15 protein-coding genes, 1 tRNA gene and 1 other RNA gene are annotated in these 22315 nt (G+C 38.1%); 12 read left to right on the forward strand and 5 right to left on the reverse strand.

Annotated features, from left to right (window positions below; all coding sequences use genetic code 11):
• Nucleotides 1-43 precede the first annotated feature (43 nt).
• A complete protein-coding gene (locus tag BLT94_RS01895) occupies nt 44-3913 on the forward strand; it encodes a class I adenylate cyclase (protein WP_092229870.1) in 3870 nt (1289 codons plus the stop codon).
• Between the two features lie 62 nt (nt 3914-3975).
• Here the strand turns inward: BLT94_RS01895 and BLT94_RS01900 are convergent, their stop codons facing one another.
• Nucleotides 3976-4650 (reverse strand): LOG family protein, encoded by a 675-nt coding sequence (locus BLT94_RS01900; protein WP_175530239.1) that lies wholly within the window; start codon nt 4648-4650, stop codon nt 3976-3978.
• A gap of 206 nt (nt 4651-4856) precedes the next feature.
• Between BLT94_RS01900 and BLT94_RS01905 the strand changes: the two genes are divergently transcribed.
• From BLT94_RS01905 to smpB, 3 genes are read left to right on the forward strand one after another with little or no spacing between them, the layout of a single operon-like run.
• On the forward strand, nt 4857-5138 hold the full coding sequence (locus tag BLT94_RS01905) for an HPr family phosphocarrier protein (protein WP_092229873.1): 282 nt from the start codon (nt 4857-4859) through the stop codon (nt 5136-5138).
• 3 nt (nt 5139-5141) lie between these two features.
• Entirely contained in the window at nt 5142-6917 is a 1776-nt protein-coding gene (ptsP, locus tag BLT94_RS01910; RefSeq protein ID WP_092229875.1) for a phosphoenolpyruvate--protein phosphotransferase, read from the forward strand.
• Entirely contained in the window at nt 6914-7378 is a 465-nt protein-coding gene (gene smpB / locus BLT94_RS01915) for an SsrA-binding protein SmpB (RefSeq protein WP_092229877.1), read from the forward strand. Before ptsP ends, smpB begins: the two co-directional genes overlap by 4 nt.
• A 567-nt stretch (nt 7379-7945) precedes the next feature.
• Here smpB and ssrA read toward each other — a convergent pair.
• Nucleotides 7946-8303: a transfer-messenger RNA gene (ssrA, locus tag BLT94_RS01920) on the reverse strand.
• Nucleotides 8304-8736: 433 nt separating this feature from the next.
• Between ssrA and BLT94_RS01925 the strand changes: the two genes are divergently transcribed.
• Nucleotides 8737-8812: transfer RNA gene (locus tag BLT94_RS01925), tRNA-Lys, on the forward strand.
• A 348-nt stretch (nt 8813-9160) separates the two neighbouring features.
• Here the strand turns inward: BLT94_RS01925 and BLT94_RS01930 are convergent.
• The 3 genes from BLT94_RS01930 to BLT94_RS21905 all read right to left on the reverse strand — a co-directional run bounded on the left by BLT94_RS01930 (nt 9161) and on the right by BLT94_RS21905 (nt 10915).
• Entirely contained in the window at nt 9161-9769 is a 609-nt protein-coding gene (locus BLT94_RS01930; protein ID WP_092229879.1) for an L-threonylcarbamoyladenylate synthase, read from the reverse strand.
• 84 nt (nt 9770-9853) lie between these two features.
• Entirely contained in the window at nt 9854-10426 is a 573-nt protein-coding gene (locus BLT94_RS01935; RefSeq protein WP_092229881.1) for an HDIG domain-containing metalloprotein, read from the reverse strand.
• A 342-nt stretch (nt 10427-10768) separates the two neighbouring features.
• Nucleotides 10769-10915, reverse strand: coding sequence for a hypothetical protein (locus BLT94_RS21905; RefSeq protein ID WP_175530240.1), 147 nt, complete (start codon nt 10913-10915; stop codon nt 10769-10771).
• Here BLT94_RS21905 and BLT94_RS01940 point away from each other — a divergent pair.
• The 7 genes from BLT94_RS01940 (at nt 10915) to BLT94_RS01970 (ending at nt 22288) form a co-directional block, all read left to right on the forward strand.
• Entirely contained in the window at nt 10915-12183 is a 1269-nt protein-coding gene (locus tag BLT94_RS01940) for a substrate-binding protein (protein ID WP_092229883.1), read from the forward strand. The two genes, BLT94_RS21905 and BLT94_RS01940, sit on opposite strands and share 1 nt — an antisense overlap.
• 118 nt (nt 12184-12301) lie before the next feature.
• On the forward strand, nt 12302-16432 hold the full coding sequence (locus BLT94_RS01945) for a response regulator (RefSeq protein ID WP_092229884.1): 4131 nt from the start codon (nt 12302-12304) through the stop codon (nt 16430-16432).
• A 20-nt stretch (nt 16433-16452) separates the two neighbouring features.
• The gene (locus BLT94_RS01950) at nt 16453-17292 is read left to right on the forward strand and encodes a CheR family methyltransferase (RefSeq protein ID WP_198408368.1); all 840 of its coding nucleotides are present in this window, start codon (nt 16453-16455) and stop codon (nt 17290-17292) included.
• A complete protein-coding gene (locus BLT94_RS01955; protein ID WP_092229886.1) occupies nt 17289-17882 on the forward strand; it encodes a chemotaxis protein CheB in 594 nt (197 codons plus the stop codon). Before BLT94_RS01950 ends, BLT94_RS01955 begins: the two co-directional genes overlap by 4 nt.
• On the forward strand, nt 17863-20316 hold the full coding sequence (locus BLT94_RS01960; protein WP_175530241.1) for a response regulator: 2454 nt from the start codon (nt 17863-17865) through the stop codon (nt 20314-20316). Before BLT94_RS01955 ends, BLT94_RS01960 begins: the two co-directional genes overlap by 20 nt.
• Nucleotides 20317-20498: 182 nt before the next feature.
• Nucleotides 20499-21317, forward strand: a complete 819-nt coding sequence (locus tag BLT94_RS01965) for a putative molybdenum carrier protein (protein ID WP_092229890.1) — start codon at nt 20499-20501, stop codon at nt 21315-21317.
• Entirely contained in the window at nt 21314-22288 is a 975-nt protein-coding gene (locus BLT94_RS01970) for a rhomboid family intramembrane serine protease (RefSeq protein WP_092229891.1), read from the forward strand. The genes BLT94_RS01965 and BLT94_RS01970 overlap by 4 nt, the downstream gene beginning before the upstream one ends.
• Nucleotides 22289-22315 lie beyond the last annotated feature (27 nt).

Here is a 22315-nt window from a genome sequence, read left to right on the forward strand (position 1 = left end):
ATTTTTATTTATAAATGTAAAAAATGGAAAGACTATATTCATAATGGATGCTGTACTCAAAGATTTTGATTTCAATATGTTTGAAGCCCAATGGAAAAAATTATCTGAAGAAAAACAAGCTATTGTTGTCGAAATAGCAGGGCAGTTGGATCCGGCAGATGCAATTATAGCGGTTTTAGCCGGAATCACATCCTATCATTTTCATTTGAGAAACAATGCCAAGAAGAGCCTTGAGACCATTCAATATAAAATCCATGCCCTTTTAGCAGACCCATCAGATAAAGAGGGATTCTTGCAAGGCATGAAAGCATCCGCCTCGGTTTGTGCAAGGATCTGTGAGTATATTCGTCCCGGCCTGCACTTTAATGAACTCAGTTATCTTTTTACAACATTGCTTGAATTTGAAGGCAAAGGGGCTTTTTTTGCTTACAGGCTTGTTTACAGGGGTCTTATCTCTTTAAGTGACATGGAAAAAATCATTTCCAATGTTTCTGAACCCAGGAAGCTTGCTTTTGTGGATCAATATATTCAAACCAGCCCAAGTGCCAGGTTAAAATTCGGATTTTCATTTAATGGCATTTTAAGATCAATTCAGCATAGAAAGGCGGTTGTGGAATTTTATGCCGGCCTTTTTGACCGGAGAAGGGATGCAGATCCTATTTTACACAATATTAATGCCGGGTTAAGAGATCCGGATAAAATAATTTTTAATGAGATACAATCTCAATCACCTGATATAAAAATCATGGGACTTAAAGCACTCTCCATGATGGTTAAAAAAATTTCCCCGGATTTATTGATCAGCATCTTGAAAGCAGACACCAATGAAAACGTAAGGCTTGTAATCTATAAAATCATTGAAAATTCTTCAAAGGGGATGTATCCGGAGCTTTTTTGTCCGATTTTGGAAATTTTTTATGAGAGTGATTTGACGGAAGCCTTTGCCGCTTTCAAAGCGCTGCTTGTGTCGGGAAAACTGCCGCCTTATGCCTTGCTTGAACTTGTAAGGAAAAAATATCCCGCACTTATGCCGGTGATCATGATTGAAATATCAGAGTTATCAAAAATTTCTTTTTTCATTATTCAGGATATTGCTTTGAATAAAGAAAGATATGTTAGCGAGAATTTTGATGTGAATCTTGCCTGTGTTCTGGGGATGATCAAAAAACGGCCGGAAAGGGTAGTTAATATATTAAACCGATATAATATTGATTCCAAAGATTCTTTAAGAGCTGATGTTGTCCAATTCATAGAAAAAATAAAACAGTTTCTTCATCTGGAAAAAAAAAGTATTGAAACCGAATTTGATCCCATCATCCGGTTGGCTAAACAGAATTCAAAAAAAAACAGGGGTTTTATACAAAGATTTTTTTTAAGCCCAAGTGAAAAAAAGATAGAAGCTCTTAAAAAGAATACCGTGCTGAAGTCGATTGATTTTAAAGATGAAGTAATACAAAATATCGACCTGTCCTCTTATTCCTTTTTTTCCGTCTCTCTTTTCTTTTGTAAATGTAATATTCGTAATTGTGACTTTTCCAAGGCATCCTTTTTCAAGGCATTTTTTAAAAAAAGCCTTTTTTACAATGTTGATATGCACGAAACGGAATTTGACCGGGTTAATTTTGATGACGCCGTTTTTATAAATGTTAATGCACAGAACGCCATATTTAAGAATTGCAGTTTTCAAAATGTTTCTGTTTTTAATTGTAATTTTAATTGTGCGGAGATGATGGATGCATCATTTTTGAACGCTATTATCTCAAAAACCTCTTTTAACCGGACAAAATTTGCCGGTGCCTGTTTTGCTCATTCAAGAATTTCTGCGGTATCCTTTGTCGATTCAAACATTGAACAGGCTGATTTTTCAAATGTATCTGCAAGGTTTTGCAGATTTCCTTCCGGTTCAGGGTTCATCGTTAAAACCCAAGATATGGATTATAATGCCAGAGAATTTCAAGTTTCTTTAAACGATATGCCGAAAATGAATAAAACCACGGTGGCTCAAATCAATATTTTGATTTTCAGTGAATTTATTCATTATGGTGAGAACAAGTTTTTGAAACAAAATCAACTAAGCCTGCTGACAGCGTTTGATATTTTTAAGACCAAGCAAGCGGATTTATTTCAAATCATACCTCTTTTACTTCATGAAAATATTGAGTTTCAAGGCGCTGCAGCCATTCGGGATAAGACACCCCTTGGTATCTGCGATTATGTGCCGAGTTTTGAAACCCAAGAAGTTTTAAAAAAATATATAAGCATAGATAACATACCTATCAGACGGTGTAAAAAACATGCGATTGAAGGGCTTTTTACCATTGGGAGCATAGGGTCTATTGCCCAGACATCAGAATCGGATATTGATTACTGGATCTGTATTAATGAGGATAACTTCACAGCAAAAGAATTTGATCTTTTAAAAAAGAAACTGAAAACAATCGAGCATCTGGCCCTGGAACAGTTTGACACTACGGTCATGTTTTTTTTGGTGGATATTCTAAAAACAAAACATAATGATTTTGGGGAATCAACATTTGAAAGCTCCGGTTCTGCTCAGACAAGACTTTTAAAAGAAGAATTTTACAGGACAATGATTTATGTTGCGGGAAAAATACCCCTTTGGTCTGTATTGCCTACTGCAATCAGTATTAATTATTATAATACTATTTTAAATGAAATCTCAAATTTTTCAAATTTTGTCAGATATATGGACTTAGGTGATATTCATGCCATATCAACAAACGAATATTTTGGCGCGTCCATCTGGCAGATGTTTAAATGGTTGAAAAGTCCGTTTAAATCCGTGATCAAAATAGCTCTTCTTGAAAAATATATTTATGAGTATGGTAAAGAATCATTGCTTTGCAATAAGTATAAGGATGAATGGATGAATTCCGGCATCCATTTGCAACTTGCCCAGAATGATGCTTATTATATTTTGTTAAAGAATTTGATAAATTATTATCAGACAGCAAAAGATGAGTATTCTGTTAACCTTATGCTGACCTGTTTTTTCCTTAAGCTCGGCATTTCAAAAGATGCCCAAATTGATAACACGGTTTTTGGCCTTAGAAAAATACTGCTGGAAAAATGTTTGATAAAATGGGGCTGGAAAAAAAATAAGGTATTTTATATCGGAGGGTTCAAAACATGGCCTTACAGCGATATTGTGAAGCTTTCGAACAGCATTAAAAAATATATGGAAAAAAAACATGCAACAGTAAAAACATTATTTGACGGCATGTCTCATGATCGGTCAAGAATCAGTCCTGAAGACCGGATAGTGCTTGAGCGAAGGGTGAGTATTGAATTTTCAAAACAACCGGGCAAGGTTGATAAGATTCTTCTCGTATCACAAAATGACAGGTATTTTAAGGGTTTGCATCTCAAATATATTAAAAAAGATGATACGATAGGGACTTGGGAGCTATTTAATAAAAATAAAAAATCGGTTTATCATAATGAAGAATTTTTGATTAAAGCAAAAACCATTGAAGAAATTGGTGCATGGTTGATTAACAATAACCTCTATAAAGAAACTGCTGTCATTAATTTAATCCCTAATCCGACCTATGTAAGCTTTAATGATATCCGCAAACTTTATAAAGCCATGTATGATTTTTTCAGTCCTGTATACAAAAAAGTCATCACTTTTGATCAGTTGTCGGAGGAAAAGGAAGTGGTATACCTCTTTATCTCCATCAATTTTTACTCCCCCAGACAACAACGAAAGGTAACTGAATATACGGCAGTTTATTTGAATTCATGGGGGGAAATATTTTGTAAATCATTTTATTCGGATCAGGGTTTTTCAACAATGGAAGAAACAAAAAAAGATCTCATTAACAGAATCGGTTTGGAAAGACTACCGAAAAATACAGTCTTTTATTTTTCAAAAGGGGCTGTCAGATAGGATAAGATGGGGAAAGGGGAACAGATTTAAAATTTGTCCCCCTCTGTCACGCACCATGCATGCTATATTATTGGTTCTTGATTAAAATCCACTACCACCTTGACGATTTCATCCGGATCATCAAGGAGATGAAAAAGGTTGAGATCCTTTTTTGAGATCATTTTTTCTTTTAAAAGCTTGTTTTTTACCCATTGGATAAGGCCTTCCCAGTACTCGGTGCCCACAAGGACAATCGGGAATCTCCTGATCCGCTGAGTTTGAATCAGTGTTATGGTTTCAAACAATTCATCAAGGGTTCCAAACCCTCCTGGCAGAATGATGTAGGCCTGGGCATATTTTAAAAACATAACCTTTCTTACAAAAAAATATTTAAATTCAATTTGTGTGGTTGCATATGGATTGGGTTTTTGTTCAAAGGGAAGCGTTATATTCAAGCCGATCGAATCTGCATTTTCTTTTGCAGCTCCCTTGTTGGCCGCCTCCATAACCCCACCCCCACCGCCGGTAATAACCGAATATCCGTTTTTGCCAAATACTGCTGCCAGGTTTTCGGCTTTTTTATAATACGGGTGGTCACAATCGGTTCTGGCAGATCCGAAAATAGATACTGCAGGGCCGATATTATGCAGTGAGTCAATTCCTTCAACAAATTCTCCCATAATTTTAAACAAACGCCAGGATTCGCCTGTTTTAAAATCATTAATGGGGTATTTTCCGTTAACAGGGTATTTTTCCATGTTGATAATTCCAATAAATTCCTTATCTTTAAACCCAATTGTATTGTGGGAACTGGTAAATTTAAACAATATGTGCTATTTTAACCGCTAAATCAAGGGCCTATCATATATAAATTTAACTGTCAATTATAAGCCTTTTCCCTTACATTGACATTTTCAGGGGAAAGATATAAGAAAAAAGATATTTTTTTAAAGAAAGAACAATATTGAAGAATAGTGGAATAATTACTCGTAAAACATTGGTTAAAAATGAACTTGGAATGCACGCAAGACCCGCATCCAAAATCGCACAAATGGCTGAAATGGCTCAATCTGAGGTTTGGCTTTGTGCAAACTCAACAAAGGTTGATGCAACAAGTATCATTGATATATTAACCCTGTGTGCTGTGAAAGGAACCCGGATTGTGATTGAAATCGAAAATCAGGAAGATATGGTGATTCTTGATCGGATTGTTGATTTTTTTGAAACCGGTTTTGGAGAAATATAAAAGATGGTCATTTCAAAGTCACGTCAGATAATTATAAAAGGAATCAGCGGGTCACCCGGTATCTGCATCGGTAAGGCATATATCGTTGACAAAGAAGGTGTCAACCTCATTAAGCGGTATCCGGTAAGTGACGCACTGGTGCCAAAAGAGATAGACCGGTTCAAGCAGGCTGTTCTAAAAGCAAAAAACGACCATGCCAAGATCATTGAGGCCCTTGATGATGATATTGGTGAAAATTTGAATATTCTTGAAACACATATGGTTCTGTTTAAGGATAAAATGCTGTATGGCAAAACCATTGATATTATTACCAGTGAAAAGATCAATGCGGAATGGGCCTTGAGAAAAGTATCAAGAAAAGTCAAAGCCATGTTTCAGCAGATTGATGACAAATATCTGCAGGCCAGGGTAAATGATATTGTTCAGGTTTCAGACAAGATTATGTCATATTTGATTGGTGCCCAGGATATTAAAATTTCCGATATAAACAAGCGTGTGATTATTGTTGCACATGATTTATCGCCTGCGGACGCAAGTCAGATACAGCTTGAGAGGATAAAAGGGTTTGTTACCGACCGTGGCGGAAAAGATTCCCATACAAGTATTGTTGCCAAATCATTAAAAATTCCTTCTGTGCTGGGACTGGGCCGGGCAACAATCAATGTTAAAAATGATGATATTTTAATTGTTGACGGTTCTTCCGGAACTCTGATCATCAATCCTGATGAAGACACATTGTTTGAATATGAAGCTCGCCTGGCAAGGTTTGAAAAATACAGGGCCGGTTTGGAAAGAGAGAGTCATCTTCCGGCTGTCACTAAAGACGGAAGATCTTTAAATCTTATGGCCAACATTGAGCTTGTAGAAGAAGTTGTTGCAGTCAAAGACTACGGGGCAATAGATATAGGCCTTTTCCGGACCGAATTTTTATACCTTGATTTGAAAAGGTTCCCGACCGAGGATGAACTCTTATGTAAATACAAGGAACTTGTCGAATTAATGAGTCCGCAGAGCGTCACCATCCGGACACTTGATATTAATGGAGACAAGGTTAATCCATATTTGTCAACGGTTGAGGAGGCTAACCCTTCTTTAGGGCTGCGGGCAGTAAGGTTTTGCCTTGAGAATGAGGATATATTTATTACACAGTTGAAAGCCATTTTAAGGGCGGCAGCCTTTGGAAATATTAAATTGCTGATTCCGATGATTTCTTGTGTCGAAGAAATTATTCAGGTCAAGCAGGTTATTAATAAAGCAATCCTTGAACTTGACCATGAAGATAAAATTTTTAATAAGGATATTCCCCTTGGCATAATGATCGAGGTGCCTTCTGCCGTAATTATGGCTGAGTACCTTGCAGAGCATGTGGACTTTTTTAGCATTGGAACAAATGACCTGATTCAATATTCCATGGCGATCGACCGGCGTAACAGGCGGGTAGCGCATTTATACCAGGCATTGAATCCGGCGGTGTTAAAAATGATTAAAATGACCTATGACTCTGCAAAGAAAAAAGGTATAGATCTTGTAATGTGTGGAGAGATGGCGGGTGATCCAATTAATCTGCCGGTTCTTGTGGGTATGGGATTGTCAAATTTTTCCATGAACCCTGCTTCCATTCCGGCAGTTAAAAAATTGATTCGTGACCTTGATACACAAAAGGCTGAAAAGAACGTAAAAGAAATTATGAAATTCAATACTGTGCAAGAAATATCGGATTTTATTTTAAAGGAATATAAAGATATCCTCCCTTTTCGAGAGACGGATGAAAACCTATGAACTCAGAATATATTAAACTCATTGCAACCAATAAAAAAGCCCGGCACAACTATTCTATTGAATCAGAATATGAAGCGGGAATCGTTCTGGTCGGGACTGAAGTTAAATCTATCCGGGAAGGAAGAGTCAGTTTTCAGGATGCGTACGCAGATATTAAAAATGGTGAGATTTTTTTAAGACAATTGCATATCTCACCATACAAATATGCATACTACAGTAACCATGAATCTTTGAGAACACGAAAGTTGCTGCTTCATGGGTATGAGATTAAAAAACTTTGGTCAAAGATTAAGGAAAAGGGATATACTCTGGTTCCGTTAAAAATATATTTTAAAAACGATAAAATTAAGGTTCTCATTGGTCTTGGCCGAGGCAAAAAATTATTTGACAAGCGGGAAAGCATCAAGAAAAAAGATATGAAGCGAGATCTTGACAGGGAAAGAAAAAAAGAATCCTTTTAGCAGGGTAATCGCATGTAAAAATCATAAGTTCTAAATAAGTGCGGGTAGTACAGAGGCTATAAACCGGTTCACTGAATATTTTCTTTGCTTTCAAAGCAACAGGATCAGCTATGGAAGGAAGTATATTCAATCGGCACAAACGATCCTTGAGATAATTCCAAAAGGAAATTTTGGGTTTACAACAGGTCTTTTTCAAGCTTGTGAAGGTGTCTCTGCATTTGTGAGCAGTTGAACTTCTGGTTGCCCGCTGCTTTTTCCACAATTTCATATATACACGGATATCATTTTTCCCCTCATATTTAAAAAATTTAATGATGACACACACATGTTTTATTTGCTTATTCTTGATGGAACACTCACTGGAGTCTTTTATCTATTTGAATGGAAATAAAGTTTTACCGATGAAATAACAGTGATATTGCAGATATCCCATGGAAAAAGAACAAAAAAGGGGATAACTCTTGTAAAAGAGCTATCCCCTATGAAAAAATATGTGAATATAATAGTTACCGACCGGAGTACATACCGAGCCAAAACTATATAAACCATTGATTTTATTTGTAAAAATGGTGGAGGCGGCGGGAGTTGAACCCGCGTCCGAAAACAATCAACCTAGGCTTCTACATACTTATCTCAAAATTTATATTTGTTGTAATGTCTCCTTTGAGATGGATACAAAACAATATAGTCTGAAAAGTTTAACTTTTAAGGTTCAGACGCCCTTAAAAAGCGGTCTTGCAAAGTCGACGCCCTGACCTGAGATCTGCAAGAAGGATTTCAGGAGGACGGAAGCTGCCTTAAGCAGCTACAGCGTAATTATAATCATCTGCGATTATGTTTAATGCTTTGCCAATTTTACGAGCTGACAAAAAACTCGGTATGCTACCATGGGCCTCAAAATCTCCGTCGAAGCCATTTCGCCCCCAAATTGTAAAAGATCAATTGTTTTTAAGAATAAGCTTAAATGCCTAAAAAGTCAATGTTTAACTCGATGTTTGACAAGGATAACGCATGTGAATATTCTAAATTCCCTTTATATGATCATAAGGTTGCTGCTAAAAAACGTAATTCCCTCCATTTTTGAACAGCCAAAACCCAATTACTTTTTGAAGAACTTCGAGAAAAGCTGAACAAATATAAACTAAAGCCAGGGTTTGCCATTGAACAGCACTTGGCAAAGAATCTGCTCTGCGTGGCTTATATTTTAGTCACCAATAAACCGGAAGATGCTTTATCAATCAAAGAAGTCATATTGGCACATAAAAATCAGTACAAAATTGTAACAAATATGCATCAAAATCAAAAAAATCTATTGACATTTTTAAGATTGGTTGATAGATTTGTCGGGTTAACTTTATGGGCCGTTAGCTCAACTGGTAGAGCAACTGACTCTTAATCAGTAGGTCCCGGGTTCGACTCCCTGACGGCCCACCATAAAAAACAAACAAAGGTTTTCAGCTTTTTTTTTGGGGTTGAAAACCTTTTTGTTTTGGTTGTGCATAGGTTGCACTATTCTATTTCTTATCATCTAAAACATCAGCTCAGTATCCATGATTAAATAATATCCAAATATGGTATCATGCAGAACATTATGCCTTGAGGCAGCTGCAGAGGGGTCTGTCATGGCATGTGAAAATATTGGAAGCATAAATATCGAGTGTTTGCTTAATGGTGAGGATTGGATTGTAAGGTGTTTGAATCTGGTAAAACTCTGGAAAATTTTGTTTGCCAGTATTTTTTTTGAGTACCAGACGAGTATTTTTAAATAAGTTTGTAGGTATTTTATTGAAAAATCTCAACATTTCCAGCACCGTAACGGATAATTTCCGGTACGTCATCAATTAAAGAAATTACGCTTGAAGGAGACCCCGGCACAGAACCCCCATCAATAACTATATCAATGGTGGTTGCAAAATAATCATGAAGCAGTGACGGGTCATCAAAAACCTTTCCATCCGGTCGGGTGGCACTGGTTGAAATGATAGGGTGGCCAAGTTCATTGGCCAGTGCCAGTGCGATTTTATTATCAGGAACCCTTATTCCTGCTGTTCTCCGTTTGGTCAGCATTATCTTGGGAACCAGTTTGGAACCGGACAGAACAAATGTGTACGGTCCCGGCAATAGCCTTTTCATATTTCTATATGCAAAATTGGATACTTTGGCATATTTGGAGATATCTTTTAAATCAGGACAGATAAAACTAAAGGGTTTGTTTTTATTGCGTTGCTTTATGGTGTAAATTTTTTCAATGGCTTTTTTGTTCATAATATCACATCCGATACCATAAAATGTATCTGTGGGATATGCGATAATCCCGCCTTTTCTAATAATATCTGCCACCCTTGAGATCTGTCGCTCCTGGGGATTGTCCGGATTGATTTTTAACAGCATGCGTTTTTTTTGTCCTGTTTTACTTTGAATTGGTTTCCAATCAAATAAATGTATGAAAATTATTAGGAAGACAAGATATCACATTTATTTAAAATATTCATCTTTTTTGATTTTTTCCGTTATACAATCTGATAATTGGTTGGGTGTTATATTGAGATGAAAGAATATTTTTTTTTCCAGGTTTATTGTATTGGTCCACATTATTTGAATACGATCTTTAAAACTTTTTTTTGTTCCATATTTAACCTTGATATATTCAAGTCTTTTGTCCAGGGATACTACTTTGTCATGCAATACCCGTTTGTCAGAATAATTGACTATTTCCTGCACCGTCACAGGCGAATCGTTTTCATAAGAGTCCAAAATAACGTGTTGACGTATGATATCACCTATTTCCGGATATCCTAATTCGGTTAACATCCGGCCGCCGGTTTCAGAATGGCGCTCTTTTGTATCAAAACTTCTGGTTTTCGTTATGTCGTGGAGCAGTGCTGCGGAAATAGCCAACCTGGTATCAAGATCAGGAGAGGTTTTTTTAAGCTTTAGACATAGAAATCGGGCCACATTGGAAACCATTATAGAATGGTCAATGATATGGTCCATCATATCCATTTTCTCTATCAGCTTAAAACATTCTTTTTGGGACGGTATATTCATAGGCTAATCTCTTAATTTTTAAATGAAAGTCTTCAAAAATTCAAACAGCGACTTTCAGGCTTTATTGTGGGCAAACCAAAAAGACCAGATCGTTGTAAAAAATGGTCAAGTATGCCCGTGGCAGTTATTCAAAGGGTTAAAATTATACTATTTACCGATAATATAGGAAAGGTTTTTTTTAGTGTGTTGTTTTTTTGGCGTCATGTCGCTTGAAAATCAATTTGTTTTGCAACACAAGATGGTGTATGTTGAATTTATAGAAATTGTCCTGAATACCTAAGCTTATTGCCTTTTTAAAAAATAAAATTCTGTATTGTTCAGCCGTGTTTTTGTTTTTCTTGTTCAGATGTCAAAATAATAATTCAGGTGTTTTTTGGGTTGATCTTTGTTGAAAGAAAAGATCAGTTTGTTTGTGGCGAAAATCACCAGCCTGGGAAAATAGGGAGGAGATGATGACGAGATGTCAAAGGTCATTGCGGAGGTTGTCATTGATATTCTCATTAGCACTTTCAGTTGTTTTTTTGTGGTCTGTAAACGGGTATGCCTACGACAAAATAGTTAAAATAGGTTTGAATTATCCACGAACCGGCCCATACTCAGTTCAGGGCCTTGATCAGATCAGGGCAACAGAACTTGCCGTGAATGAAATAAACTCAAACGGCGGTATCCTGGAAAAAAAGGTGAAAGTGGTCTGGCGCGATTCCCAATCAAGGGTTGATACAACAATTTCAAATGTCACGGACTTGATTGATAATGAGCAGGTAAAGATGGTTTTTGGAGGCTCTGCCAGCAATGTTGCCCTGGCAGCCGGCCGATTGTGCCAGGAAAAAAGGATCATCTTTTTTGGCACTTTGACCTATTCAACAGCAACAACAGGAACACATGCCCATCGCCACACATTCCGCGAATGCTACAATGCATGGATGGGAGCCAAGGCCATTGGCGGTTATCTTAAAAAGCATTTTCCTGCAAAACAAAAAAAATATTTTTACATCACAGCAGATTACACATGGGGAGACACAACAGAAGCTTCTGTAAGACATTTTACAGGAACCAAAGACAAAGAGAGACACAAAGGCATAAAAACATCCTTTCCAGATGCAACAGAAAAAGAATTTAGAAAAGCAATCCTGTTTGCCGGGATGTTGAAGCCGGACGTCCTGGTACTGGTTCTTTTTGGAAGGAATATGAGTACGGCAATCAGGCAGGTAAAAATTCTCGGACTTGAAAATAAAATTCAAATTATCGTTCCAAATCTTACCCTTGGGATGGCACAAGATGGTGGACCAAGGGTTATGCAAGGCGTTATCGGAACGCTTGCCTGGTGCTGGCAAGTGCCGTATCAGTATGACTATCCAAAAGGAAAAATTTTTGTTGAATCATTTGTCAAAAGGTATAATAGATATCCGTCCACATCCGGGGCTTGTGCTTATACAATTTTATATCAATACAAGCAAGCAGTTGAAAGAGCTGGTTCCTTTGATTCTTCCTCAGTGATCAGAAGCCTTGAAGGCCACAATTATGTTTCGTTAAAAGATGAACAAATGTGGCGTAAGTTTGACCACCAGTCGGTGCAGAGTGTGTTCACTGTAAAATGCAAACCTGAAATTGATGTCATAAAAGACAGGTTTCATCTGGATTATTTTGAAATTATTGAAAAAATGACAGGAGAAGAAGCTGTCCGCACACGAGAAGAATGGAATGCTTTGCGCCTGAATTCAGGCATGCCAATTGATTTGGAAAAACTGCCTGATTGAGCAAACCGAATTGATTAAACCGAACTGAACAAACCGAATTAACTAAAAAGGTATGGCGGTTCATATGGTTTGTTGTGCTGTATGATAACATGCGGAACACAAGGATAAGGTGAAGGCAATGAATATTGGAACTTTTTTTAAAGGAACCATAAGATCCAAGATCTTTATCGGGTTTTTTATTGCAGTAATTCCCATGATAATCATAGTTTTTATTAATTATTATCCTACCCGTGAGAATACGATTCAGACTGCATGCCGACTGATGGCGCTTTCCGCTCAAAACTGTTCCGAAAGACTGAACGCATATTTTAATGCCAGGGGAAGAGTTTTTATCAACTGGACTGAAGATGATGTGTTCGGCATGGCAATTGAATTTAACACCATCATAGAGTTGAAAGAGTATTTTTCCTCTTTGATGAAAAATCATCCTGAATTCTTGTTGCTTTTGTTTACAGATGAAAATGGAAAAGTTCTTGAGGCAGCTTTTCGCGAAGATACGGAACTTATGGATATTAAAACCTTAAAAGGAACCATTGTCACACAGACTGCTCAATTAAAAGAGGGCAATGATCACAGTGTGTCTCTTGTGAAAAACGATTTCGTAAAAAAAAACGGTTGGCAGAATTCATATACCGCTCTTTATAGTTTTAAAACACGAGATTCTTCAGGCAGGCAGAATGGATTTTTTCTTGCATACCTTGACTGGTCAATAATCCAGGGAATGATTGACCAGTTGTATGTTCAGATGATTCAAAACAGATTTAAAAGCAGTCATATTGCTATGATTGACGCGAACACTCAAATCATTATCAGTCATTCAGTCAAAGAATTTTTAAATCGCAGACTTTCACCTGACAGATCTCTTGAAAAAATCAAGCCTGCAAAAGACAAAAAGGCTGTAAAAATTTCAACTGAACGTGGTGTGGAATATGTTATATCAAAGCCGCTGATTATGGCATCAACTTTTTTGACCTTGAAAAAAACAGGGGATTTTAAACCGGATATTTATCTTGCTGTTTTTGTAGCGCAAAAGGATATTCTTTCAAGTTTTCGTAAGATTGTGGGTTTTGCTGTTGCTGTCGCAGGTATCGGCTGCAGTGTTATCTTTTTGATCTGTTTTATTCTTGCTCAATCCATTACCAGCTCAACAAGAGAGCTTGTTCGCGTTCTTGAAGCTTCTGAGAGAGGGGATATGGACGTAAGAGCAGGTTTGACTTCAAAAGATGAGATCGGTTTTTTAGCAGAACGGTTTAATGCCATGCTGGAGCAGATCAACGAGTCATCCAGTATCCTTAAAAAAAGCGAGTCAAAGTATCGGTTGATCTTTAATAATTTGCAGAATGCCATAAATAAAAAAGAGTTTTCATTCAGATTTACACCTGATTCAAACAAAGATGATCTGGTCGTATCCATGAACAAGATGCTTGCAACCCTTGAAAAAGCGGATACTGAAACAAGCAGTCAGGACTGGCTGAAAACAGGCCAGGCAAACCTTAACAACACTATAAGCGGAGAAAGAAATCTGACAACCCTTTGTCAAAAAGCAATCACATGTATTGCCAAATATGTCGGCGCTCAAGTGGCTACTTTTTTTGTCAGGGATACTGAAAAAGAGGAATTTGTTCTTATAACAAATTATGCCTTCAGACAAAGAAAAGGTTTTATGAACCGGTTTAAACCTGGTGAGGGTCTTACCGGGCAGGCGGCATTGGAAAAACAGCGAATTCTTTTTACTGAAGTGCCAAATGATTATATGAAAATTGAATCTTCTCTTGGAGCTGCAGTGCCAAAAAACATTCTGGTTCTGCCTCTTATATTTGAACAGGATGTCAAGGGAGTGATTGAAATAGGTATGGTCTCATCTTTTACAAAACTTCAGATCGATTTTATTGAACTTGCGGGTGATATTCTGGCAGTTGCATTAAATACAGCCATGTTTAATGAAAAGCTTGAAGAGTTGTTGGAGCAAACAAAACAACAGTCTTTGGAGCTTCAGGAACAACAAGAGGAGCTAAAGGCGGCAAATGAAGAACTTGAAGAACAGACCGTTATTTTAAAAAAATCAGAATCAAAACTGCAACTCCAGCAGGAGGAGTTACAGGCCAGTAATGAAGAACTTGAAGAAAAAACTGAAATTCTTGAAGCCCAGAAAAATGAGATAGAAAAAAAGAATACCTCCCTTAAGATAAAGCAAAGAGAGGTTGAAGAAAAAGCAGAACAGCTGGAACTTGCCACCCGGTATAAATCCCAATTTCTTGCCAATATGTCCCACGAGCTTAGAACACCGCTCAACAGTCTATTGATTCTTGCCAATATGCTTGCGGAAAATGAAGATCAAAACCTCACAGCAGAACAGGTTGAATCCGCCAGATCCATTCACAGAAGCGGACAGAACCTTTTACGCCTGATCAATGACATCCTTGACCTTTCAAAAATTGAGGCTGGAAAAATTGATATGAATATCTCAAAAATCAGCGTTGAGAGCCTTGGTGCCAATTGCAAAACAGAGTTTATGCACATGGCAAAAGCAAAAGGGATCGAGTTTAAACTGGATTTAAAACAAAATTTGCCAAAAACAATTACCACAGATGAACTCAAGCTGAACCAGATCATCAGGAACCTTATGGGAAATGCCGTTAAATTTACTGAAAAAGGGTCTGTTGCACTTATTATTTCCCGGCCTGATCCTGATGTGAAATTTGACGCAAAAGATCGGGACAGAAAAAAAACAATAGCCATTTGTGTTGCCGACACAGGCCCTGGAATACCACATGGTCAACTGCAGCTCATTTTTGAGGCGTTTAAACAGGTTGACGGAACCATTAGCAGACGCTATGGCGGAACAGGTCTTGGACTGTCCATATCCCGTGAGCTTGCCATTCTCATAGGAGGCGAACTTAAAGTCAGGAGTACGCCCGGCAAGGGGTCTTTTTTCACCCTTTATATTCCTGAAATTTATGCGGATGAAAAAATTGCTTTATCGCCTGAAAAGAAAAAAACAAAAGAACTCAAAACAATTCCTGAAAAAAAAGAGAGCCAAAAAGAAATTTTGGTGACACAAGAAGCATACTTCCCTGGCAAAACCATGCTGATTATTGAAGATGATAATGAATTTTCCGCTATACTGGCCGCTTTTTTCCAAAAAAACGGTTATGAAAGTATTATTGCATCAGACGGCGAAACAGGTATTAAATTTGTAATCGAACATCAACCCACTGCCATCATACTTGATATAGGGCTTCCCGGTATTGACGGATGGGCGGTTTTAAGTGAACTCAAGAATAATCCGGCCACACGGCATATCCCCGTGCATATCATGTCCGCCTTTGATAATACACGGCAGGGGCTTGAAAAAGGGGCTGTGGGATACCTTACCAAGCCTGTTGATACCAGGGGTCTTCAAAAAGCGCTCAACAGGATTGAAAGTGTCCTGGCAAGCGATGTCAAAGAACTTCTTATTGTTGAAGACGATAAAGAGCTTAAGATGAGCATCCTCAAGCTTATGAAAACCAATGACATCAATGCAGTTGCCGTTGAAACCGGGAACAAGGCACTTGGGCTGTTAAAAAAACAGAAATTTGACTGTATGATTCTGGATCTGGGGCTTCCAGATATCACAGGGTTTGAATTGCTGGACATCATTAATACCGATCCTGTTGTGCAAAAAATTCCAGTGATAATCTATACGGGTCGTGACTTAAGCCGCGAAGAGACACAAAAACTTGAAAGATATTCTTCCAGCATTGTTTTGAAAAGTGCCGTGTCCATGGAAAGACTTCTGGATGAAACAGCCCTTTTCATGCACCGTGTGGAAAAGGATATGCCGGAAAATCATAAGAAAATAATACAAAGCTTAAGAGAGCGTGAATCCATACTGCCAGGAAAAAAAGTTTTACTGGTGGATGATGATATGCGAAATGCCTTTGCGCTCAACAAGTTTTTAAAATCCAAAGGCATGGATGTCGTGATTGCAGATAATGGGCAAAAAGCTCTTGATATCCTTGATCAAGGCATAAAACCGGATATTATTCTGATGGATATTATGATGCCGGTGATGGATGGTTATCAAACCATGAAAAAAATCAGAAAACAAAAGGAATTTAAGAGCCTGCCCATCCTTGCCTTAACTGCAAAAGCAATGGAATCGGATCGAGAGGAATGCATCAAATGCGGGGCAAACGATTATCTGTCCAAACCTATTGACACGTCAAAATTGCTGACCATGCTCAGAATATGGCTTTATTCGTAGACTTGGGTGGTGTGAATTATATGGATAATGAAGAGATAGAAATAAAGGTTCTCATGGAGGCTGTACGGCTCAGATACGGGTATGATTTCAGCCAGTATGCAGGTGCATCCCTTACAAGAAGAGTAAAAAAATGCATGTCTGATGCAGGAGTTAAAAACATTTCAGACATGATCCCTCATATTATTCATGACAAGAGGTTTTTCAGTTCTTTTTTGTATAATCTTTCCGTAAATGTCACTGAAATGTTCCGTGATCCAAAATTTTTTTTATCTTTAAGAACAAAGGTGATGCCATATCTTAAGACCTTTCCCTTTATCAAGGTCTGGTCAGTGGGAGTTTCCACGGGTGAAGAGGTATACTCGCTGGCAATTGTACTCAAAGAGGAAGGCTTGTATGAAAAATCCCTGATATATGCAACTGATTTTAACGATATAGTACTTAAAACAGCACAAAAGGGAATATATTCAGGTGATGATATAAAAAAAAGCACCCTGAACTACCAGAGAGCAGGCGGTAAAAAGTCGTTTGGAACGTATTATCATGCGGATTATGATTCCGTTATTATTGACAGATCCCTTAAGAAAAATATTGTTTTTGCAAACTATAATCTTGCAACCGATAATGTATTCGGGGAGATGAACCTGATTTTTTGTAGAAATGTATTGATCTATTTTAACAAAGACCTGCAGGAAAGGGTGTTAAAACTTTTTAAAACAAGTCTTTGCAATCATGGGTTTCTCTGTTTGGGAAGCCGTGAAACCATTGATTTTTCAGATATCTCATATTTTTTTGTGCCTGTTGTTAAAAAACAAAGGATTTTTCAAAAAAAAATAAAAACCTGTCCGGGAGAAAAAAGATGAAATTTGATTTTCATGCCGTGGTTATGGGAGTGTCAGCAGGTGGTTTTAAGGCACTTAATATCCTGCTTCCCATGTTTCCAAAAAATTTTCCCTGTCCTGTTATCATTGTTCACCATGGAATGCCTGCAGACGATGATTTTTTTGTGAACTCACTGAACACAATGTCTAAACTTATTATTAAAGAGGCAGAAGATAAGGAACTGTTAAAAACCGGAAAAATTTATATTGCTCCTGGTAATTATCATCTTCTTGTTGAAAAAGATCACACCCTTTCCCTGTCAGTGGACAAACCTGTGTGTTATGCAAGGCCTTCCATTGATGTTTTGTTTGAAACGGCAGCCCGGGCTTTTGGCCCTCATCTGATAGGAATCATTCTTACGGGTGCAAATTGTGACGGCAGTAATGGCATCAGAATCATAAAAGCAAACAAAGGGCTGACAATAGCACAGGACCCGAACACGGCAGAGGTGAATCTGATGCCTTGTTCGGCAATTGCAACACAGTGTGTTGATTTTGTTTTATCCCTGGAAGATATCCCTTCTTTCATAACCGGTTTATTGGAGGATGATCATGAAGGCTGCAATTCATAAACCTAAAATACTTATCGTGGATGATAATTCGGAAAATCTTTTTGTTCTTGAAAAGATACTTAAAAAGCTTGATGCCGATATCATAAGTGCCGGTTCCGGCAATGAGGCTCTTTCAACCACTCTTTATAATGAGTTTGCCCTGATTATTTTAGATGTTCAAATGCCTGAAATGAACGGTTATGAAGTAGCGGAAATTTTAAAGGATGACGAGCGCACTGAAAATATTCCCATTATTTTTGTCACTGCAATTGACAGGGACAATGCCAAAGAGATCAAAGGATACAGCAAAGGAGCTGTTGATTTTATATTTAAACCGCTGGATGAATTTATTCTGATGAGCAAAGTCAGAGTATTTCTGGAGATCTATAAAATGAAAAGTGGGCTTGAACAGCTTGTGAGGGAGAGAACCCTGGAACTTGAGAGGGCAAACGCCCATCTTTCAGACAACAATACCAGGCTCAGAAAAATTGTTGAAACAACACAGGGGTTGACAGGTTGTATTGAAATCAGTTCTTTTGGACCCAAACTGCTTGAGGAATTTGCAAGTCACATGACCGCTTCAGGAGGAAGTCTCTATTTTGTAGAAGAAGAAGGTCTGCGGCTTTTGCATTGCCTTGACCCTGGCCATGCCCCTGATTATTTGTCGTTTCCTTTGGATGAGTTTTCGATTTTAAGGCAGGTTATGGAAAGCGGAAAGCCTTCTCTTGTAGATGATGTGGCAAAAAATGATACTATAAAGTCCAGTGGATGGGGTGGATATCTGGATGGTTCACTTCTGGTTTTTCCGATTCTTGGAACCTCCCGGAAGGTGTCCGGGGTTTTGACCCTTCACAGTAAAACCCAACCGCCATTTACCGAACAGGATAAGGAAATCGGCATCATACTGGCCTCGTACAGCTGTGAAACCATGCGTGCGGTAGAAGCGTTTGAAGCATTGCAAAAAAGCGAAAGACAATACAGAACCCTGTTTGAGAAAACAAACGATGCTATTTTTATTGCAGAAAGAGCCACGGGCCGCTACACAGATGCCAATAAAGCCGCTCTTGATCTTACCGGACGAACATTGGATGAACTAAAGCAGATGACCACCCGTGATATTACATCAAAGGATGCAGATAATCTGCTTGCCGCTATTTCCGAATCCTGTGAAGTCAGGGAGCTTGGAAGGGTCACCTATTACCGGCCGGATGGTACATGCAGGATTGCCAAGCTGAGCAGCGTCCCTTTAAATACCAAATATGTGATCGGTATTGCACGAGATATCACTCATGACCTGGAAGTGGAAAAACAGCTTCGCCAGGCCTATAAAATGGAGGCCATCGGCACCCTGGCCGGGGGGATAGCCCATGATTTCAACAATATACTGTTCCCGATTATCGGTTATACTGAAATGCTGCAGCAGGATATCCCGGAAAACAGTCCGTTTCGTGATAGTCTGGATAAAATTTATTCCGGTGGCATGCGGGCTAAGGATCTGGTGAAACAGATCCTTACATTTTCCCGTCAAAGGAGTGGTAAATTGAAATTGATGAAGATGCAGCCTATTATAAAAGAAGCATTAAAATTGATCAGATCGACAATTCCCACAACAATTGAAATCAAACAGGATATTAATACTGATTGTGGTGAAGTCAAAGCTGATCCGACTCAGATTCATCAAATTGTGATGAATCTTGCGACAAACGCTTATCACGCCATGGAGACGACCGGTGGAGAGATGAACGTAAACTTGAAGCAAATTCAATTGAGCAATCAGGATGTGCTGAGTTTGGATATAAAACCGGGGCTTTACGCCTGCTTGACAATTGCCGATACCGGCACAGGTATGAATAAAGATTTGATAGAAAAAATCTTTGATCCTTTTTTTACCACCAAGAAAAAAGGGAAGGGCACAGGGATGGGGCTTTCTGTCGTGCATGGTATTGTTAAAAGCATGGAAGGCTCCATACGGGTTGACAGCATGCCTGGCAAAGGTACTCAATTTTACGTTTATCTGCCGATATTTAAGAAGTTTTATAAAGAACAGCCTGTTCAAAAGAACAGTCCAATAAAAAAAGGGAATGAACAAATTCTGCTTGTAGATGATGAAAAAGATATTGTTACAATGGAAAAACATATGCTTGAACGGTTGGGTTATCAAGTTGTTTCAAGTACCAACAGTATTGAAGCTCTTGAAATTTTTCGTGCCGATCCCGATAAATTTGATATGGTTATAACTGATATGGCTATGCCCAATATGCCAGGAGATAAATTATCGGCGCAGTTGATAAAAATAAACCCTGATATTCCTATATTGCTTTGCACCGGGTTCAGCGAAGCTGTTTCTAAAGAAAAAGCAGCGGCTCTGGGAATTAAGGGTTTTTTAATGAAACCGATTGTAATGAAGGATTTTGCCGATAAAATACGCGAGGTACTGGAGAAAAATTTAAAATAATAAAATTTTATTGAAGTTATAGTTTTATTGAAGTTATACTTCTCACTGGTATTTTATATGAAAGTCTTATCAAATCCAAACAGTGACTTTCATGTTTTTTTGTGGGCAAACATGGGTGAAAGGCTAAGACTGCCCGTGGCAGTTATAGAAAAAAATTCTTATAAGGCAGTGATACTATTAAAATGTTGAAAAAAATAATTTCAGGCGGACAAACCGGTGCGGACAGGGCGGCATTAGATTTTGCCATTAAATTCAATATTGAACATGGCGGGTGGATTCCAAAGGGCAGAATAACCGAACAAGGGCCTTTGCCAATGAAATATCAATTGGTTGAAATGGAGACCACTGATTACCGGGAAAGAACAAAACAAAATATTATTGATTCCCATGGGACAGTTATTATTTCACGGGGGAATCTTTCCGGCGGATCAAAGTTGACACAGACCTATGCAAACGTTCTTGGCAAACCCAATTGTTATATCGATCTTTTAAAGACAGATGAATTTGAGGCTGCCATGATTTTAAAATCATTTATAATGGAAAATAAAATCCGGATTTTGAATGTTGCAGGCCCCAGGTTAAGTTATCATCCCTGGATATACAAGGATGTAAAAACTGTTCTTGAGGTCACTTTGTACCTTATTTTTTCAGACATAGATCAGGACAATGGCATCTACGACTGCATTCCTTGTGGCCCGGTTAAAGAGAGTTTCCCTCAAACCATGGAAGAGGCGGTTGTCATGTTTTGTGACGACCTGCCGCTCAAGACCCGGATATTTATTGCAAAATTTGATTGTCAAAAGATCCATATGCTGTACTTTACCCTGCTGGACTATTTAAGGCATAAAATGGGATTTGACAGTGGAAATCAGGAACTTTTAAACGATTGTTGTTCCAAGACAGAGGATGATACCTGTACCATTGAAGATGCTGTTATGGAAATTTTAAAACGGTTTAAGAAATATCTTGAAACAGACCATATATTAAGAGTGGTTAAATGATACCTATTCGGGATAATCAGCCATCCAATTGTTTTCCTGTCGTGACATATCTTCTCATGGGCATTAACTCGTCGGTATTCGTGCTGCAACTTCAAATCGGGCTGGATCATGAGGCATTTTTTTATGTTTACGGATTGGTTCCGGCTAAATATACGGTACATGAAGTATCAAGGCATTTTTCAACGGCCAATCAATTTTTTTCTTTTTTTTCTTATATGTTTTTACATGGCGGGTTTTTCCATTTTATTGGGAATATGTGGTTTTTATATATTTTCGGGGACAATGTTGAAGAATATTTCGGATCATTAAGATTTATAGGGTTTTATTTGATTTGCGGCATTATTTCAGGATTTTTCCATTTTTTTTTAAACCCTGTATCCGTGGTGCCGACAATTGGCGCAAGCGGTGCTATTGCCGGTGTTATGGGGGCTTATTTTCTGCTGTATCCAAAATCACGGATTTTAACAGTGATTCCAATTATTATTATTCCCTGGTTTGTTGAAATTCCCGCCTTTCTTTTTCTGGGAGTCTGGTTTTTAATCCAGTTTTTCAATGCAGCCGGCAGCAGTGCCGGATCGGGTATTGCCTGGTGGGCACACATTGGAGGATTTGTTGCAGGGCTTTTATTGGTTAAGGTTAACAAAACACTGCCTCAAACAGGCACCAGAGAAAAAATCAGTCAATTTACCGCTAAAAAGCGAACCCCAAAGCTTCAAATGATTGTTACATCAAACACGCCGGACAGCCCGGATCTTTTTGGAGATATTGAAATCACATCCATTGAAGCCATTACCGGTGTCAATAAAATGGTGACGATTCCATGGGGATTTTATAAACCCCTTTACAAGGTCAGGATTCCTCCCGGAGTGAAACACGGAACCCGTTTACGGCTTTCCGGAATGGGAAGGGTTTTTCCAGGCGGTATCAAAGGGGATATGTATCTTACAGTGAATATCAAAAATGTTTTTTAAAAAAGCTATAAAAATCGTTTTTTTTCT

This window comes from Desulfobacula phenolica, assembly GCF_900105645.1.
Classification (GTDB): Bacteria; Desulfobacterota; Desulfobacteria; order Desulfobacterales; family Desulfobacteraceae; genus Desulfobacula; species Desulfobacula toluolica.